Here is an 18,310-nt window from a genome sequence, read left to right as displayed (position 1 = left end):
AGCTGGACAAACAGTAGAGAAGCGAGACTGAATATATGAGCCACATCCACCATGAATGCGAATTGGAACGCCATATCGTCGAGCAGCTTGAGGCTGCTGGCTGGCGGGTGGGCAAGTCCGCCGAGTATGACCAGGTTCGGGCGCTATTCCCTGGGGATGTGCTGGGCTGGCTGGAGGACAGCCAGCCTACGGCCATGGCCAAGATCCTCGCCATGAATGGAGCAGGCACGCGTGATGCGGTGCTGGATCGACTGGTCAAGCAGCTGGAGAACAAGGTCGATGGAGGCACGGTAAATGTGCTGCGCTATGGCTTTGCAGTGGCCGGCGGCGGAACCCTGGCCATGAGCCAGGCGCTGCCCGAGGACGCGCGCAACGACACGGTGATCGCCCGCTATGTGGCCAATCGGCTGCGCGTCGTGCCACAGCTGCGTTACTCGTTGGACAAGGCCGACGAGATTGATCTGGCCTTCTTTATCAACGGCATTCCAGTGGCCACGGTGGAGTTGAAGACCGACTTCACCCAGTCAGTCCAGGCCGCCATGCAGCAGTACTGCATGGACCGCCGTCCTGAGCGCAAGAGCGGCGGCCTGGAGCCGCTGCTCACTTTCAAGCGTGGCGCGGTGGTGCATTTCGCCATGAGCGATAGCGACATACGCATGACCTCCAAGCTGGCCGGCGACTCGACCTTCTTCCTGCCATTCAACCGGGGCAACGATGGCGCCGCCGGCAACCCACCGGGTGACAACGGTAGCTACCCGGTGAGCTACTTTTGGCAGCGGGTGCTGCAAAAGGACAACTGGCTGCATATCTTCCACCGCTTCGTGCTGCAGGAGCGTAAGGAAGTCCAAGACGTCAACGGCAAAACCTACTTCAAGGAAGGCCTGATCTTCCCGCGCTTCCATCAGTGGGAGGGTGTGACCAGGATGATCGACGCGGTGCGGGTAGAAGGGGCAGGGCAACCGTATCTGATCCAGCACAGCGCCGGCTCGGGCAAGACCAATACCATCGCTTGGACCGCGCATTCGCTGATTCGTGTGCGCCGTCCGGACGGTGAACCGTATTTCCACAGCGTGATCGTGGTAACCGACCGCCAGGTGCTTGACCAGCAGTTACAGGATGCCATCCAACAGATCGAGCACCAAGCTGGCGTGGTATGCGCCATCGACCGCCAACAGTCGAATCTGCCCAAGAGCCAGCAGTTGGCCAAGGCCATGCTCGATGGTGTGCCAATTATCGTTTGTACCCTACAGACGTTCCCCTATGCGCAGAAGGCCATCCTCGGCGAGCAGAGCCTGCGTAATCGTCGTTTTGCCATCATCATCGACGAGGCGCACAGCTCCACCGGGGGCAGCACGGCGGATGACCTGCGTTATGTACTGACCGGGCAGAGCGAGGCGGAGTGGGAAAAACTCTCCAAGGCGGAGCGGTTGTCCGTCTGGCAGAGCTCGCGCTCGCGTCCAGGCAATGCCAGCTACTTCGCCTTCACCGCCACGCCCAAGCATTCGACGCTGAGCCTGTTCGGTCGCCCGCGCAATCCGGCGCAGTCCGTCAGCACCGACAACCCGCCGGCACCGTTCCACCTCTACACGATGCAGCAGGCGATCGACGAAGGCTTCATCCTCGATGTGCTGAAGAACTACACCAGCTACGAGGTGGCATTCAAAATTGGCAGCGAGATGGTCGATGACAAGCGCGTGGACGAAAAGAGCGCCGGGCGCAAACTGGCCAAGTGGCTGTCGCTCAACCCGGTGAATGTGGGACAGAAGGTCGAGCTGATCGTCGAGCACTTCCGCAAGAACGTCGCGGACCTGCTCGGTGGCCAGGCCAAGGCCATGGTGGTGACCAGCTCGCGTGCTGCAGCGGTGAAGTACCACCTGGCGCTGGAGGATTACTGCAAGCGCAAGGACTATGACAACGTGCTGGCGATGGTGGCCTTCTCAGGTGAGGTGCCTAATACGGACGTGGAAGCGGCCAGCCTGCCCAAGGATCACCAATTCAGTGAAACCAACCTGAACCCCGGCCTGCATGGCCGCGATATGCGCAAGGTGTTCGACACTCCGGACTACCGGGTGATGATCGTCGCCAACAAGTACCAGACCGGCTTCGACCAGCCCAAGCTGGTTGCCATGTACCTGGACAAAAAAATATCCGGTGTGGAGGCCGTGCAGACCCTCTCGCGTCTGAACCGTACCTTCCCTGGGAAGGACAAGACCTTCGTCATCGACTTCGCTAACAAGGCCGACGAAATACTGGCGTCATTCAAGACCTTCTATCGCGATGCTCAGGTGGCGGACATCCAGGATCCGAACATCGTCTATGACATCAAGCAGCGATTGGATGGCATGTTCATCTATGAGCAAGCTGAGGTGGAGGCTTTCGGTGACGCCATCGTCGATCCGAAGGTGACGCACCAGAAGCTGTTCTCGCTTACTCAGTCAGCTACCGACCGCTTCAACGGAAAGTTGAAGACGCTCAACGATGCCATCGACCAGTGGGAAAAAGCCTGGGAGAAGGCCTACGACGAAGGTAGCGACAAGGACATGGAGTATGCCGATGTGCAGCGTTCGGAGTATTGCAAGGCACGCGACGAGCTGATGATCTTCAGTGAGAGCCTGACCAAGTTCGTGCGCAGCTATGAGTACATAGCCCAGTTGCTCGATTTCGGAGACCCAAGCCTGGAGGCCTTTGCCAGCTATGCACGCCTGCTGCGTAAAAGGCTCAAGGGCATCACCGCTGACCAGGTGGATTTGGGTGACCTTAAACTCAGCCACTATAAGATCAAGAAGGGCAGCAACCTCGGTGGCGTCACCGTGCAGGCTGAAATGCCTGGCCTCTATGGTATGACCGATAATGGCCTGCGTGACGCCCGTGACCGGGAGAAAACATACCTAGCTGAATTGATCGAGAAGCTCAATAACGCTTTCGGCAAGGATATCACCGATACTGACCAAGTGGCCTTCGCTCTACACGTTTCCGAGAAGCTTCGCGCTGACAATGTAGTGATGGCCCAAGTGCAGAACAACACCATGGAACAGGCCATGAAGGCCGACCTGCCTTCAAAAGCCGTGTCTGCCATTGCCGCCGCCATGAGTAGTCACACTAGCATGGCGACCAAGCTCCTTAGCGATGAGTCGACGCGAGATGTATTCCTGACGGTGGTGTACGAGCTGCTAAAGAAGGATGCAGGGAAAGATCTTTTTAATCTGGCGAGCCCGATTTTTTAGCGCTCACATAGCTAATGAAGTTTAAGCGTGCAAGCAGCCGCCGGGGCTGCTTGCGAAGTGCTGTAGGGAATCCTGTTGAGCCTGTTGAGTAATTGAATAGTGGGGATTTATGTTGACTTGGGTTGAATTATTTGTGCCGTTAATGGCTTGATCAGGTCTACTTGCTTTTAGGTAGGTAAAGCTTTGACCAGTATATAAGTTCAAGTAGGCTCAATATTGAAGATCTTAGGGTGTAATTGCTGATGTAGTATTTCTCAGTGGGGTCCGCATGGATGTATTTTCCGCACACCCAATAAAGAGAATTTGTTAGGTTGTATATTGCAGAATTATGATATTCCGTCTTTGTAGGAGTGAAGTTAGACGGATATCCGTTAAGGTGTTTCATGAGTTTGTTGAAATCTAGCATTCCATTAGGTCTTATCAAGCTATCTGGAACGACGGGCTTGTTATGCATGTTGATCGTTTTGTAGATGGTCTCCTGAAGTGATCTGATGTCTCGAAATATACCGCCAAAGCGAGGGAAGCTGGTCTCATTTTCATTTTTGAGAATTTCTACAAGAGTTGACTCAGCGCTTTGGTTGTAGCCATAGTTTCTAAGAATCGAGAACACTTCGCTGTGTGCAATAGTTATTTTTATAAGTTCAGAGTTATCGCAATAAAATTTCAATTTTGCGATGGCTTCGCTTAGACCCTCTGGAGTCTTTTGGTAAATATTCTTTTCTTCTGCAAAGCGCTTAAAATTATTGAAGGCGTCATCGTCGCCAGTAAGCACGATTCTAGGGAAGTTCGGGAAATTAGTATCAAGGTATTTTAGCGCTGTGCCAATGAAGTTCTCATTCTCAATTGCCTGGCTGTCGGAAATTAAGCATTTTATATCAAGAACTACTGCGGATATTGATGCGTGATGTTTTGGCATCACTTCCTGTAAGCCTTCAAGGCTTTTTTTATATATTAATCGAAGGTTATTGTTCTGAGCTTCGATTTGGAATGTGTCTTTAAAATTTTCATCGTCGTCAATCAGGAGGATGTTGTTCATTTATCGCTCGTCCTTAATGGGGATTTCGATTTTCATAGAAAAGCCTTTGACTTTATTTTCGTCTATTTCAATGTCTCCATCATGAGCTCGAATTATCCTGTATATATAGTTTCCGCCGATCCCGGAACCATTGCTTGATTTGCTCTTGGTGAAAAACTGAATGTAATCTGATTTTGTCAGTGTAAATGGCTTGCCATTGTTGCTGTATTCTATGATCGCAATTTTTCTTTCTTTATCTTCTTTTACGTTAAAGGTTATCCTGTCTTTGCTGGATGGAGATGGAAATGCGTGGTGCTCAGCGTTTGCTACCAGTTGGTCTATTACTTGCAGTATTGAGGCCTGATGTATTTTGGCCTCAATTTCGTGTCCCTTGACTTCTATTTTGTACTTGTGAGGGCGTTCAATTGTCTTGTCGCGAAGGTGCTCGCTCAAAAAGCTTAATAGTTTTGTTTTTATGAATTCTGAAGGCTTTAAGTTTAGGGTCATAATTTCTTTGACAAGAGACAGTGTGTCATTCAGCTCTTTAGAGTTTATGGCTATTTTTTGGGACACTGTTCCGATGTTAAAGTTTTCAGGTTTTTCAAGTAGCCCCATAAGGTCATCGTCTAATCCTAGCTCCTCTTCGTCATATTGAGCAAGTGATGAGATTTTATGCTTTTCAATAATTCGAATAAGCTTGTTGGATAAGGAGTTGATTTTGACTAGCTTCGGGCGCAGCTCGTGGACTAGCGTGCTTATTAGCTCGTTCTCCTTCTGGAGGTTTTCCTCTTCAAAGCCGATTGCTCGTAGTCTTTGAGTTACTCTTTCTTTCTCTGCCGATATCAGGTTCGATTTTTGTGTCGCGATGAATTCTCTTTGGGAGTCCAGCGGCATCATTGGAATGATGATTTCTGATAGTAGTCGTTTACTGATGAAAGGCATCACTGTGCCAATGCGCCTTTGCTCAACTTGCTTCTGTATTAGTGGGGAGTAAAGTTGGTAGTAGAGGTACTCGATATCAAGAGATGATTTTGGGAAAGGACGTAGGGTAAGTACCCCGTTGTGTGTTACGACTTCGGGAGTGGCTTTTGAGGGCTTAAATATTGTAGGCTTTAGATTGTCACCAATTCGAGCTATAAGTAATGACTCTTCCTTGATTAGGGATTTTTCTGATTGTTTGGTTCTGGCTATGTATGAATTGGACTTTTCTGAGGAAAGGCGCATGTCCAAAATATCTTTTTCGAGGCTCTCAATTTTAATGAGTGGGATGTCTTCGGAGAGCGCTTGAATATCTCTAGTTGTGGTGCCAGATATTATTTCAACAAGCTCGCCAAGTTTTCTGGCCTTCCCGCCCTTTAATAATTTTCCAGCTTCCTTGAATTCTTCGGTGTAATAGGATGCGCTTAAGCTTTTTTGAGAGGCTGCTTCGTCAATGCTAACTATTTGTGAGTTGAGAGAGTCTGTGCTTTTTTCTTGGTACTGTTCAAGGATGTTAGATATATCGAGAATCGGGATTTGTGACGCTGGTGCTAAGTTCTCGGCGGTTATAAATTTTATTCTGTTGATTAAAAAAGATGGCTTTGTTTTGTTGAGGATGAGAATTGAAGACTTCCCATTTGTATATGGTTTTAGGCTGCCTGCTGGCAAGCTAATGATGCTTTCTATGAGGTCGTTTTGTAAAAGGTGCTCTCTATAGTTTTGTTCTTTTCCTTGGGATACCAAAAAGCTATCTGAAACTGTCAGTACTGCTTTGCCTTGCTCTGAAAGCTTTGAGATTACGAACTCGAGTAAAGGGATGAATCCCTTTTCTTTCCAAGGAGACCTATGGCTGGCATAGCCGTTTAGCGGGAGATCACCGATGATGTAGTTGTAGTAGTTGCCATCATGTATCTCATCTAAGCAGTTTTCTAAAGTTATTTCGTAGCTTGTAATACCATGCATCTCGAGATTCATTAATGCAATCTGTGCATTGCTGATCTGAATTTCGCTGCCTTTTATGTGGTGATGTGAATCTGATATCCTCGATACATGGCCGAGTAAGCTTCCTATGCCGCACACTGGATCGTAAACAACTCCAGTCTTAGGGTTTAAAAGTTTGGCCATCAGCTCGGAAACTTGTGGTGATGTACCTGTGATATAGTTCTTTTGTGTCGAGGGTGTACGTGTTTCGAGTATGTATTCGAATGCAGTGCTGAATTCATTTTTGCTGAAAAGTAATGTGTCTACTTTCTGCATCATATTTATAATGTCATCTGATCTCTCTGGTGGGCACTTGCTGAGGAGACTATAAAAGTCATTAAAGAGATTTAAGTCATATTCCTTTTGATGTCTTGCAGCCTGGATTGAGTCGAGCCAAGCTGAAAGGGGACGGCTTGAGCTTGAATTCCAGTTGTAATTACCGGGGTTGGCTGTGTTGTTATGTGTGCAATCTTCCTTGTGCATGTCTACTATTCTTTTGTAATAGAATAGTGCCGCTATAAGGAAGTGGAGCTCATGGCTTTTATAGATTGCCTGGAGTGTACTTAATAGATACCAGTGCGCCCTTATCAGTTCTTTCCATTTGTGCTCGGAAATAGATACTATTTTTCCGTTGATTTCTTGGAGCGTTTCTTGGTTTCTTTTGACTGTGTCAATTATGTCGAGTACTGAGTGCTTTCTGCTACGCTTGTAATTTATTTCTTCTGTGATCTCAGAGGGGGTAAGAGGGTGTTTCTTTATAACGTCCTCTATTTCTTCAAGTAGCTGCATTGAGGGCTCCGGAGAAGTAGTGGGTAAGTGGTTGTTTGCTGTGTTCAATGTAGGTTTCTTCTAGGTTGTTATTCTAGGTGGTTTTTGTGGGTCTGATATTTCAACTTGTTGGTTCGAAAGCTGCGTTGTCAGTGGTGCGAAATACTTATAGGGGACGCAAAAATCCTACTTGCACGAGGTGCTTTTCGAGCCATCTGAATATTAAATCTGCAATGGATAGGTTTTGAGATAGACTTCCTGCGCTCGCAGAGAGAAAGACGGGACTCAATGCTGGCAACGGCAGCATTTCAGGGGATAATTTTAATGAGGCCCGGTTTGAGGTCATTCTCTAATCTTCTCCAGATCAAAATCGCAGTCAGTTTGTAGTAATAGCGGGTGGCGCTGGAGCGGTTTTTTAGATGGTGAGCAAAAAACCAGCGCACGTGCTTTGCTTGCCACGTCCAGGGATTATCCCTGTTCCATCGCTGCTGAATGGCAGCTTGCATGTTTTGGGCTTGTCGTAGGTGGCGGTGCTGTGTGGCCTTTGATCCTATTAGCACGCCAACAAGGAACAACTCCATGTCGAAACGCCTGCTCACCGTCTGCCTCCGATGTAAGCGGATACCACATCAATGCGGTTATGTCCGAGCTCCAGACTGATTTGCTCACGCGCTCGGCGATCTAGTCTACGATCAATGCGGTAGCATTGGCCACCATTGACCGGGGCTGAATGGCCAGTGAGTTGTTGGTAGCGGTCGCAGGCGTAAGCTGCTCGTAACTCATGGAAGCCATTGACACCGTGCTCTTGCAGCGTTTTTCGGGTGGGGTACACAGTCTTTTGCAAAAACGTAGCGTAGCTTTCATACGGGGCCAGTAAGTTACGGCTTCCCGTCGGCGACGCATCTCTAGAAAAAAGAAGTGCCTCTTTGACATCTTTGTCGGCTGTAATCCATCGCGGAGCCGACGCCCCTGATCGACCGCCTTTGGTGCCGTCTTGGATATTGATACGACCAAAATGCTCGGCTTCGCGTTGCAAGCGTGTCAGGTCAGCCAGGATCGCTTCGCGCAGTCGCATTCCGGTTGTCCTAGCCAGCAATGCAATGGCGGCTACCCGCTCATGTTGCTTCACTGTAAGAGCCTCCATTAGCCTCTTGATCGATTGACGATCCTGGCCATTTGGCGCAGAGGTGCGCACAGTTGAGCGCTGCATTCCCAATGCCTGACTTGGACTGCCGATTTTCATAGCCTGATCACCGCGCAGCGCAGCTAGGGTGCGGTTAACGCTGCTCAGGCGGTTTTGCGCGGTGGCGATGCACAGTTCGCCTTGCAGGATCTGCTGACGCAGGTATGCGACGTAGTCCTCCAGCGTCTGTCGATCAATCTGGCGTGCATCGTTGTAGCCAGGGCCATCCACTGATCGGCACCAGCGTACGAAGGCTTGCCACCGATCGCTATGCGCTTTGACTGTGGCGAAGTGGCCGCCTACAAACAGATCTTCCAGAGCCTGCCGGCCGGCATAGCTCAGTTGTCGGCCATAACCAAAGTTGCGACCGTCACGCCGACCGACCAGCGCCACTGTCTTCACTTTGATCGTGGGTTTGTAGGAGCAGCAGCAGGGCTTTCCAGTGGGGGCCGATGGTGTCCAACTGTCCCCAGTGTGCTGGTCGGATGAGGAGGGTATTTTCGCTGCGTTGCAGCAACGCCCCTTCTTCTTGCAACTGCTCGATAAGCCGAGCGGGGTCGGTTGACTCAGATGTTGGAGCGGCGACAGCGGCGACACTGGCGACAACCCCAGCCGCATCTGGATTGGCACGTGGCGACAAAGTGGTGGCAGTGGCGGCGACACACCGTAACTCGGTCGGCGAGCGATGTTGCGCTCGATAGCGGCGCACGGCGTCATTGAGTCGGAACATGGCGCACCTCGAATATGTCCCCGTCATTGTCCAGCCAGTTATGGGCAACCAGTTGCAGCAATAACTCGAAGGTGTGCCGCGTGCTTTTACGGGCAAAGCGGGGGCCGTTGCGCGTAAGGTCGCGCAGGCGAAACGGTGGCCAGTCCTTCTTTATCAACCAGCGCAGCAGGCAATCAGCCTCTGCGCGAAGCTTATTCAGAGGCTCCTGTTCAGTCAGTCGTTGGTTCTCGGCCAGGTAGTAATCCATCAGCGTAGAGGCGCGCAGAATGTGCATTTCTTCCAAGGCAGTCGATTCTTCAACCACCGCCATTACACCAGCCATGCGTAGAACGTTCGCGGCGGCTTTGCCCGCAGCAGCTTGCACGTCGACCAGCTCGCCGAATTCCCCAGACTCGCATTCAATGGTGTTGTGGATGGCAATCCAGGCCTCGCGGGCGCGGGGGCTTAACTCCAGGGTTGCAGGGTTGAGGCCGCCGTCTTTATGACGTGACCAAGGCTTCTGCATCAACGCGGCAATGCGCTGCTGGTACAGGTGCACCTTTGGATCTCGGGTCAGGTCGATGGCTTTGTACAGTCGTTGTCCAACCAGACGTTCTGGCCAACTGATCAGACAGCGTCCCAGGATGCCCTGGTCTTTGATATCAGCGTCCTGCAGCAAGCGGTCTGCCAGGCGGGGTTGAAGCATCAAGTGCATGCTGAGGCGGCGATCATAGGCACGCAGACTTTCTCCAGTCATCGCGCGCGACCGATCAATCGGGCTACCGTCCCACAGCGTCGACAAGTGAGTGATCGCCTTGATCATGTTGTCCTTGCTCATGGTGCTGCCGCCCAAAAACTGCCCGCCCTCATCGCTGAACAGCCCCATGCTGGGCAAGCCGTGGCACAGGCTTTTCACCAGGCCCTCAATGGTCGGCTCAGCAGTGAGCAGTCTTGGTTGGACAGGTTCAGGTTGGGCGTCAAGCGCTAGCTGTGCTGACTTTTTCGAGGTCGGTGACTTCGCGGTGAGGCTCATTGCAGCTCGGTGCGCCTTGAGCTGTTCGCCATAGGCGATCCACTGCTGTCTTTCCCAGTCCCGTACGGCCTGCAGCGCAACATGGTCCACCGCGCTTTTGCGATCACCCGAGCAAGCCACCGTCAGCAAGTACAGCGACAACGGATAGATTCGGCCGTCGAGGTGAACATTGGCGTGCGCCTGGCTCGCCAAAGCTGCCGTGGCCAGAACGGATTGCGCGGCCATGGCGCAGGGCACGCCGATCACATTGGCCATGCGTTCCACGGCAGGCCCCAATAGATCGCCCAGCGCCGCGACCGGGTAGGGTAGGGGCGTTATCTGCTGTTCCAACAAGGGGCGTGGCGGCCCTTGTACTTCGCGCAGTTGCATAGCCTTTCTCCATAAATTACCGATCTCTCCCTCACGTCATCCCGCCAAGAATGCTGAGTGTTATCAGGGATCAAGGCCCCTGCGACCTGTGAGGGTGTCCACTGACGCGGGACTGGCGGCTCCTTACGACCAGGAGCAAGGGCATCTCATGATCTGGCCTCCTGAGCACCGTTACCGGTGGGCGGGTGGAGGCTGCATTGGCTGACGAGACCAGTGCCGCGAGATCCTGAGCCATGTGCAAGCAGCAATGCGATGACTGGGGCATGCCTGACTGTCAGTCAGGTGCAGTCCATTCCCTGGTCTGCGGCACCATCATCTACAGCGCTGTTGCTGGTGATATCGGCGTTTGTCACGCCGATTGTCACGAGGGGAATTGCCGCAAAGCCATGTACGATGAGGGCTGCAGCAGTGGTAGGAGCGCCCGTCTCTTTTCTGGAAAAAGAGACGGGCGAACGGTTGGCGCAAAACATTGGCCGAGCAGGTTCGTTGCTGCAGGGCTAAAGGGTTAGCGGGCAGCCGCACTAGGCGGATTGTTTAGAGGGCGTCCATCATTCTGGCGAATGACCGTGCGAGCCTCCGGGCGCGGATCGCACTTTGGGTTGAACCACCGGGTTAGCGGCATGACCTTGAAGGCTCTGGTCATCTGGGTGCTGCCTAAGGCAGCGCTTTGAACCTTCGTTCTAACGGTCACCGCGGCTCGGGTCAATTGGTGAAGGGCACATGGAAATGCGCCAGATTCCACCTCTGGCGTGCTTTGGAAGTCGGTGGGTGTCAGTGGCAAAGTGGCCGTTTGTCGCTTTTCTAGTGTTAGCCCGTGAGCATGGGGATGCGAAGCCTCCCCATGCTCACGGGCTTAGCCGGAGAAGCCAAAATCGAGGCGAGTTGGCGACTGTCGCCATCCGCTCAGACGGCAGGGATGTAGATGGCACGCGGTCTGTCGCCAGTGTCGCCGTTGTCGCCGCCCTATCGGATGGGTACTACGTTCCGATCCCTAGCCACATTCATCGCGCTGGCCGAGAGATTGCCCGTCGACGCCTTCAGAATGTACTCGCTCCACCACGCCATCATCGGCCGCCGTCGCTCGATGTAGTCGGCTCGGTTGTAGGCACTGCGCACCTCATCCTTGTCGACGTGCGCCAACGCCACTTCGATGAGCTCCGGGTCCCACCCATGTTCATTCAATATGGTGCTGGCCATCGAGCGCATGCCGTGGCTGACCAAGCGGTCCTGGAAGCCCATGCGTTTCAACGCCATGTTGGCGGTCTGACTATTGGCATGAGTACGAGGGTTTCGGTCTGCCGGGAAGACGTACTCCCGATGACCACTGTGGGACTTCAGTACCTCCAGCAATGACATGGCTTGATCGCTCAACGGGATGCTGTGCGGGCGTCGTTTCTTCATCCGCTCCGGTGGGATAGTCCAGACTCGCCTTTCAAAGTCTATGTCTACCCAGCGAGTAGTCGCAGCCTCGGCAGGGCGAGTCATGGTGTGCAACTGCCATTCGATCAGGCAGCGGGTCGTGCGCTTGATGCTGGCGTTCGCAATTTCCAGCATGAGCTCAGGAAGCTCCTCGGGTGGAAGCGCCGCCATGTTTTCTTTCTTCGGTTTCTTGAACACCGCCCGAATCCCGCTGAGTGGGTTTGCGAAGATCATTCCCGAATTGACACCGTAGGTCATGATCTCGTTGAGGCGCTGGCTAAGCCGCTTCACGGTTTCCAAGCTGCCTTTGGCTTCGATGGGTCGAAGGATCTTGATCACCATCGGTGCGCTCACTTCCGAGATCGGAGTCGATTTCATGCTCGGGAAAACGTGCAGAGTGAGTGAACGCCAGATGTCCTCGGCATAGGCCGGCGTGACCGAGTCCTTTTTCAGCTCGAACCAGGCGGTAGCTACTTTCTCGAACGTATGTTCCGTCTCGGCCAGCTTGGCCTGTGCGAGATCATTGCGCTGAGCTTTGGGGTCAATCCCCTGAGCAAGTACTTCCCTAGCATCAACCGCTTTCCGCCGAGCTTGCGCCAGAGAGACCTCGGGGTAGGAGCCGAGCGCCATGTTGATGCGATTCTTGGTGATCGGATGCCTGTAGTTGAAATTCCACTGCATCGAGCGGTTGACCCGGACTCGGAGTTGGAGGCCGTCGCCATCCGTGAGGACGTAGTCCTTGTCTTTGGGCTTGACCGCCTTGAGCTGGCGGTCGGAGAGGCGAGCTGTTTGAGCGCACATGGGAGAAGCTCCCTGACACCTTTTGGTATTCCCAAGATTAGCCCCAGGTAGGCTGGAATACCACCGGGAATACCGGGATGGCTGGAACTCAAAAAACCGTTGTGGCCCTCAAAAGAGCAGTAAACCCTTGATTTCAATGACTTCCAGGCACAAAAAAAGACGTCCGTGGACGTCTTTGTTTGATCATTTGGTGGAGCCGGGGGGATTTGAACCCGCGTCTATCTCAAGGATCGCACGGCTTGTAGCCGATAAGCTGGCATAAAGCTGTCATTTCGTATTGTAGCAATCGTTACACCACGCCTCAGTGTAGTTGTCACCTGGCAGAGCGTCCTGGGAATACAAAAGCTCCCAGCCATTGGCGCGGGCTACGGTATCCAGCAAGTGGTTAGATGTAAGGGTATCGACGGTGTCGTCGGTAACATACTGCATGTCGCTGTGGAAGCTTTCTTCTTTTCCGCAGCGATGGCATGTAAACTTTTTGCTAATGATGTTTGGGTATCCCATTTAAAATACCTTAGATAATTGGTTTGCTATTTGTTAGTTTGGCTGGCCGATTGAAGTTGCAAAGAAGTGCCCACAAGATCAAGCTTCTTCAGCATTCCCTTATTGGCAGATTGATTATTGCTAAGGAAATGCCTCGCTTTTTTTAGGATCAGGCGACTCTCGCTCAACGACATTGGACCGTCGTGATCATAAATCGAGTCGTAGAACTCCTGAGCAGCTTTAGCGTTTGGTTCAGCAATCGACGACGCGGCTAGTTGAAAGGTGTTCCTAATTTCGATCAATTCTTGACGTGCGGGTGATGCCTGAATTTTCTGTACAATTTCATAGAGCATCATTAGGCCCTCCTGAGCTACATCCCTATTTTGAGCTGCTATAGAGAGTGCATCATTATAGTTCGCCAAGGCTTCTCTTTTAGCTTCCTTTCGCTCTTTCCATATAAAAATGGCCGCACTCGATATGAATCCGGCGACTGCGCTAGCAGCCAGCTTTAGAATCCCGATCCACTCCGGCAAGTTGCTTTCCATTCCCTTCCCCTCCCCATAACCTTTCTGCCTTACCACCCGCCTGGTCGTCAGCAGATGGCATCCAGCGACCATATACTCGCGCAATCATCGTCCAGTCGCTATGCCCCATCTGCTTAGCTACCCACATCGGATGCTCACCCGCCGATAGCATCATGGAAGCGTATGTGTGCCGAGTTTGGTAGGGGCGCCGATAACGAACACCGGCTCTTTTCATCGCCGGATGCCACATTGTCTTGCGGATCGGCTGGTCGCCGGCCCAGCGCTGAAGTGTGCGCGGGTTCTGGAAGACCTCTGCATCAGCCAGGAAGGTGTGCGCCTTCTGCGCCATCAGCGCTTCGAGAGCGGGGCGCAGCAGCTTCACAGACCTTCGGCCTGCTGCCGTCTTCGTCACTTCAGCCTCCCCACCAGCAGCCTGGGTCATCGCCCGACTGACCATCACTTCCCCCCGCACCCAATCCACATCCCCCCAATCCAGGGCGACCAGTTCGCTCGTCCTCAGGCCTGTCCATAACGCAAACTGCACCATGTTCCTGGCTTGGCCATTGAGGGCGGCAAGAATCGCCTGCTGCTCTTCGGGTGTGAATGGGTCGACGTCGTCATCCTTCGGCGGCGCCTCCTTCCTAGCGTAGGTCCATCCGGCCAGAGGATTGGTATCCAGCAGTTCCTCGTCGACTGCGTCATTCAGCGCGGACCTCAGGCAGCTCTGGATGTTGCTCAGCGTCTTGTTGCCGACCTCCAGCCCATCCAGCCAGTCGCGGATCGCCTTGCGCTTCAGGTCGACCACCAGGTGGTGACCAAGCGCTGGAATAAGTCGGAGCTCGACGATTTTCCGGTAGCCATCGAAGGTGCTGCTGGATACGTGCTTGCGCTTGGCTTCGAGCCACCTGGTCAAGAATCCGCCTACCGTCTCCTGGCTAGACTCCGGCGCGAACTTCGCTGCGCGCGGTGAGCCTGGGAAGGTGACGGAGTAATCGAAGGTGCCCTGGGCAATGGCATGCTCGATCGCTGCCTTGTGCTGCTGGGCCTTCTTCAGGTTAGTGGCGGTGGGCTTGAGCGAGACGCGCTCACGGCACCGAACGCCGCGGTACATGAACGTGATTTCGATGCTCGTGTCTGAGACTGCCCTGACCCCACTCCCGCCTCTACCCATGTCTCGTACCCTTCCATATCGATGAGCGTCCGGCCGTCCGGCGCTTTTATCCAAATTTCACCCAGCCGCCAGACCCCGTCGCGGATCTTCGAGCGGATCGCGTCCTCGGTGTAGCCAGACTCGCTGGCGAACTTTCTGACGGTCATGTAGCGCATTGCCTTACTCCACCTGACGCGTCAGGTTCTGGTTGTCACGCCGATCTGTCACGTCATTCCAATCCCAACTCAACTTCCGTTCAATTGGCGGGTGAGCTGACAGGGTATGCAGGTCCAGCAGCGTGAAGTGGCCATCCATCCAGCCGCCGGTGTCGATGTGGTAGACGTTGCCCAGCACCGCCGGGCGCTTGACCGGGGTATGGCCGACCACCACCGCGCGAACGCCGCCGACACCATGGTGTTGCTCTTGGCTGATCCTGCTGCGCGACCACTGCACGGCCTCCTCGACATTGCGCATACCCGGCATGCAGCCATCAGCCCAGGATGCGAGCATGGCCCAGGTCGGGAACGGACAATCGGCGTGCACGATCCCGATCAGGCCTTGGGGGGTCATCACCTCGATGATCAGCGGCAGGTCGGCCAGCAGTTCGACATAGCACGCTTGCTCTACGGATGATCTGGCATAGAGCCAGGCCCCGCCGTTGAACAGGTGCACATCGCCAATGCGGCCGGATGGGTCGAACCGGTACGCCTCGATCGCCATCTGCTCGTGGTTGCCGCGCACGGCGTGGAACCATGGCTTGGCCAGCCAGGCGTCCACCTGGTCCGACTCAGGCCCGCGGTCGACCAGGTCGCCAACCGAGAACAACCGGTCAACAGACGGATCGAAGCTGACCGCGTCCAGGGCTCGCTGCAGGCGGGTGAAGTGACCGTGAATGTCGCCCACGGCGAAGTCGCGGCCGGCGGTGTTGATGGGGAACTGCTGCAGGATCATGGCCGCTCCCCCATCGCTTGCTTCATCAACTGATAGGTCCTTGGCGCTCGTTTGCTCATGGACCAGTCCAGGCCTGCTTCGCTGAGGAAGGACTGAGCAATCTCGTCCCAGCGCGCTGTCAGGCCGGCCCACATCTCGCTGTGCTGAGCCATCTCGCCCATGCGCGGCTTCCACTCAGGAATCAGATCGAGCAGAAGCAGGCAGCGGTTCAGGTCGTCGGGGTCGCTCGGATAGGAAAATCCGTGCTTCGGCGTCAGCCCCAGCATGTGATCGTGAATGGCTCGCGACGACATACCCACCTCGCCGTCACGCATCCACGCTGCGGCGCGCTGCTCGACGGTCTTGTCAGCGCCCGGCATGGTGGTGTCATAACCCAGCGGGCAACCAGCCTTCTCTAGGGCGTCGACGCAAGCCTGCTCGAAACCCATCTGGCTGACCCGGCCCTGGATCAGGTCGTTCATGGTCGTCGTTATGGCATCCAGCTGGCGCTGGTTCAGTTTGTGTCCGCGCAGCAAGATGCTCATGCCCGACCTCCCGCCAACGATGCCTGCTCGGCCTCCTGCAGCTCCTTGACCACCGATTGGATGCCTGCCGCGTAGCTCCCTGGTCTCCCCTGGGTTGCGCCAGCCAGGCGCTCCATCACCACCGCCACTGGCGCAGCCCGGAGTGAGGCCACCATGTCGATCGCCCAATTGCGGCCTTCCAGGAACATGAAGTGGTTGATGGGGCCAGTGACGACCACGTCCAGGCTGCGCGGTTTGGCGTCCGGTGGCGGCGTGCTAATTTTCGGCGCCTTCAATGTAGGCGCCTTGGCTGGCTTTCCGCTGATCCGCCGGCGGGCGTGCTCCAGTGCCATTTCAGCGAGGCTGCCCATGGGTGGCGCCCTCCATTTCGGCGACGGCGCGCAGGCGCAGCGTGATGCCGCATTCCCGGGCCAGCTGATTAAGTCGCCCGACGCTGGTGGTGCTGTCCTGCAGAGCTTTGCCGAAGCGCACCAGGCGCTCGCCCAGGTCGTCAAATTCGTTGCGAGATGGCTTGGGCTGGGTCGTCATGACTGCTGCTCCTGCTGAGTCGCCAGTACCAGAGCTCCGAGCAGCACCTGCTGACGCTGCTGCATGTCCAGGTATTCACGGATTGCCTTCACAATCAGTGAGTTCATGGACCTGTCATCTGCATCCGCGGCCGCTGCCACCTGGTCCCGCATCCCATCAGGCAGGCGGACGACGAACTTGTCAGCGGTTCGGGAGCCGTACTCAAATGCCATGACGCACCTCCTTCTGGCTTTCGACCTTCTGCTCATCGGCAAGCATCTGGCGCCATTCGGCCTCCGTGCGATTGGCGTAGAGAGGTTCCGGTTCTTGCGCTGGAGCTGTGGTCTTTGCATTCGGTCTTGGCAGCCCGGCTGCTTTTCGCAGAGCGATCTCCTGGCGGTCGACTGCGACGCCTTTTGGCGCCTCGACACCCAAGCGAACCTGGCCGGCCGTGATGCCCAGGACTACGACACTGATATCGTTTCCGATCTTGATTACTTCGCCTACACGGCGGGTGAGGATCAACATGGTCATGCTCCTTTGGGAAGGGTGGTGATGGTCACCACCCCTGAGATCACTTGATGCCGATGAAGGGCAGCGGGGCTTGTCCGCCGGTGTAGGTCGGAAGCTTTCCGTCCCACTTCTCCACAGCGTTCAGGGTCACGACGTCGGGGTTGGCGCGCAGTGCCTGGGCACGGACCTCGATCGCCTTGGCGTCGGCCTGTGCAATCAGCAGCTTGGCGTCGGCCTCACCCTGGGCACGCGCGCGCTCCTTGTCGGCCTCGGCCTTGGCTTGAGCGACTTCATTTCGGCGCTGCTCGGCCATTTGGGTGGCCTGGATCTTGGCGTTCAGGCTGGCGGTTACCTGAGGGGGAAGGGCCAGGTCGGAGGCGTAGTAGATGCGCTCGAGGTTGATGCCTATCGGCTCGACCTGAGCTCTTACGCGCTGCTCGACAGCGACCAACAGGTCAGCCTTCCCGGCGCCATACACGCTTTCAACCGGAAGCTTCGAGGCAACGTCGTTGAACGCATCGCGCACCATGTTGCGCAGGAACTTGTTGGTGATCTCGTCGATACCAGCGCGGTACTTCTGGAACAACGTGGTGACCTTGTCAGGCGCGACCGAGTAGGTGATCCCGACGTCGCCACCGACCTTCATGCCCTCGACCGTCTGGAACGAGATTGTTTCGTCGCCGGACCAGGTTTCGGTTTGGGTGAAGGTAGGGAACAGGTAAAGCTCCTCGTTGATGCCCACCCAGTAGCGACCGGTGCCAACCTCTTTCAACTCGACGCCCTTATCGGAGCCGTACAGGTTGACGATCACCCCGACGTTACCGGCAGGTACTTTCGAGCAGCCGCCCAGCGCGGCCAGCGCGCACAACGATGCAACAGCGAGTAAACGCTTCATTTGTCTTCCTCTTTGGTGGTTGCCGCTGGAGCACGGCGCTTGTTGACCAGGTGGTTGAGCAAGCCGATCGATGCGACCAGCCAGATGCCGATGAGGGTGAATCCGATAACGACCAGCGCGTCGTCTTTGCTGCTGACCAGCGCGGGCGCAATGAAGCGCAGGACGGCCAGGGAGATAGCCAGGTAGATCAGCGCACTGGTAACTGCAATCAGCAGGTTGAAGGTGGGTATGGTTGGCTGTTTCATCACTTTCTCCAGGGCGAACAAAGGCCCGCCGCGCTTGT

Annotated in this window: 17 protein-coding genes and 1 pseudogene; 1 reads left to right on the top strand and 17 read right to left on the bottom strand. The window is 54.8% G+C overall.

Features of this window, described 5'->3' with window-relative positions; genetic code table 11:
- Positions 1-35 precede the first annotated feature (35 nt).
- Positions 36-3,224 (top strand): type I restriction endonuclease subunit R, encoded by a 3,189-nt coding sequence (locus ACTYOL_RS23785; RefSeq protein WP_444757184.1) that lies wholly within the window; start codon positions 36-38, stop codon positions 3,222-3,224.
- A gap of 157 nt (positions 3,225-3,381) precedes the next feature.
- On the opposite strand, the gene ACTYOL_RS23780 is transcribed toward ACTYOL_RS23785, so the two are convergent.
- The 17 genes and pseudogenes from ACTYOL_RS23780 to ACTYOL_RS23700 all read right to left on the bottom strand — a co-directional run bounded on the left by ACTYOL_RS23780 (position 3,382) and on the right by ACTYOL_RS23700 (position 18,272).
- Positions 3,382-4,260 carry a hypothetical protein gene (locus tag ACTYOL_RS23780; protein WP_444757183.1) on the bottom strand — a complete coding sequence of 293 codons (879 nt, stop codon included), beginning with the start codon at positions 4,258-4,260 and terminating at the stop codon, positions 3,382-3,384.
- Entirely contained in the window at positions 4,261-6,987 is a 2,727-nt protein-coding gene (locus tag ACTYOL_RS23775; RefSeq protein ID WP_444757182.1) for an N-6 DNA methylase, read from the bottom strand. It lies immediately after the preceding gene.
- A 287-nt stretch (positions 6,988-7,274) separates the two neighbouring features.
- Positions 7,275-7,565, bottom strand: coding sequence for a hypothetical protein (locus ACTYOL_RS23770; protein WP_444757181.1), 291 nt, complete (start codon positions 7,563-7,565; stop codon positions 7,275-7,277).
- Positions 7,562-8,542, bottom strand: a complete 981-nt coding sequence (locus ACTYOL_RS23765) for an integrase domain-containing protein (RefSeq protein ID WP_444757180.1) — start codon at positions 8,540-8,542, stop codon at positions 7,562-7,564. Before ACTYOL_RS23765 ends, ACTYOL_RS23770 begins: the two co-directional genes overlap by 4 nt.
- The gene (locus ACTYOL_RS23760; protein WP_444757179.1) at positions 8,520-8,879 is read right to left on the bottom strand and encodes a hypothetical protein; all 360 of its coding nucleotides are present in this window, start codon (positions 8,877-8,879) and stop codon (positions 8,520-8,522) included. The genes ACTYOL_RS23765 and ACTYOL_RS23760 overlap by 23 nt, the downstream gene beginning before the upstream one ends.
- A complete protein-coding gene (locus tag ACTYOL_RS23755; protein WP_316921111.1) occupies positions 8,863-10,260 on the bottom strand; it encodes a YfjI family protein in 1,398 nt (465 codons plus the stop codon). Before ACTYOL_RS23755 ends, ACTYOL_RS23760 begins: the two co-directional genes overlap by 17 nt.
- Before the next feature lie 963 nt (positions 10,261-11,223).
- On the bottom strand, positions 11,224-12,480 hold the full coding sequence (locus ACTYOL_RS23750) for an integrase domain-containing protein (RefSeq protein WP_444757178.1): 1,257 nt from the start codon (positions 12,478-12,480) through the stop codon (positions 11,224-11,226).
- A gap of 530 nt (positions 12,481-13,010) precedes the next feature.
- Positions 13,011-13,508, bottom strand: a complete 498-nt coding sequence (locus ACTYOL_RS23745; protein ID WP_444757177.1) for a hypothetical protein — start codon at positions 13,506-13,508, stop codon at positions 13,011-13,013.
- Positions 13,459-14,658: a tyrosine-type recombinase/integrase gene (locus ACTYOL_RS23740; protein ID WP_444757176.1), complete on the bottom strand. Its 1,200-nt coding sequence runs from the start codon at positions 14,656-14,658 to the stop codon at positions 13,459-13,461. Before ACTYOL_RS23740 ends, ACTYOL_RS23745 begins: the two co-directional genes overlap by 50 nt.
- A gap of 159 nt (positions 14,659-14,817) precedes the next feature.
- Entirely contained in the window at positions 14,818-15,588 is a 771-nt protein-coding gene (locus tag ACTYOL_RS23735; RefSeq protein ID WP_444757175.1) for a metallophosphoesterase, read from the bottom strand.
- Positions 15,585-16,112, bottom strand: coding sequence for a hypothetical protein (locus ACTYOL_RS23730; RefSeq protein ID WP_444757174.1), 528 nt, complete (start codon positions 16,110-16,112; stop codon positions 15,585-15,587). The genes ACTYOL_RS23735 and ACTYOL_RS23730 overlap by 4 nt, the downstream gene beginning before the upstream one ends.
- A complete protein-coding gene (locus ACTYOL_RS23725) occupies positions 16,109-16,462 on the bottom strand; it encodes a hypothetical protein (RefSeq protein ID WP_444757173.1) in 354 nt (117 codons plus the stop codon). The genes ACTYOL_RS23730 and ACTYOL_RS23725 overlap by 4 nt, the downstream gene beginning before the upstream one ends.
- Positions 16,446-16,640: a hypothetical protein gene (locus ACTYOL_RS23720; protein WP_444757172.1), complete on the bottom strand. Its 195-nt coding sequence runs from the start codon at positions 16,638-16,640 to the stop codon at positions 16,446-16,448. Before ACTYOL_RS23720 ends, ACTYOL_RS23725 begins: the two co-directional genes overlap by 17 nt.
- Complete coding sequence (locus ACTYOL_RS23715; protein ID WP_444757171.1) at positions 16,637-16,852, bottom strand: Arc family DNA-binding protein; 216 nt, start codon at positions 16,850-16,852, stop codon at positions 16,637-16,639. Before ACTYOL_RS23715 ends, ACTYOL_RS23720 begins: the two co-directional genes overlap by 4 nt.
- Positions 16,853-16,958: 106 nt before the next feature.
- Positions 16,959-17,147, bottom strand: a pseudogene (csrA, locus tag ACTYOL_RS23710) (carbon storage regulator CsrA); the annotation flags it as partial.
- A gap of 46 nt (positions 17,148-17,193) precedes the next feature.
- Positions 17,194-18,027, bottom strand: a complete 834-nt coding sequence (locus tag ACTYOL_RS23705; protein ID WP_444757170.1) for an SPFH domain-containing protein — start codon at positions 18,025-18,027, stop codon at positions 17,194-17,196.
- Entirely contained in the window at positions 18,024-18,272 is a 249-nt protein-coding gene (locus tag ACTYOL_RS23700) for a hypothetical protein (protein ID WP_444757169.1), read from the bottom strand. The genes ACTYOL_RS23705 and ACTYOL_RS23700 overlap by 4 nt, the downstream gene beginning before the upstream one ends.
- Between the last annotated feature and the right edge of the window lie 38 nt (positions 18,273-18,310).

The sequence above is a fragment of the Pseudomonas sp. A014 genome, from assembly GCF_052378495.1.
Taxonomy (GTDB): Bacteria; Pseudomonadota; Gammaproteobacteria; order Pseudomonadales; family Pseudomonadaceae; genus Aquipseudomonas; species Aquipseudomonas machongensis.
The sequence above is the reverse complement of the archived record's forward strand: the minus strand, read 5'-3'. Positions and strand labels throughout refer to the sequence as shown.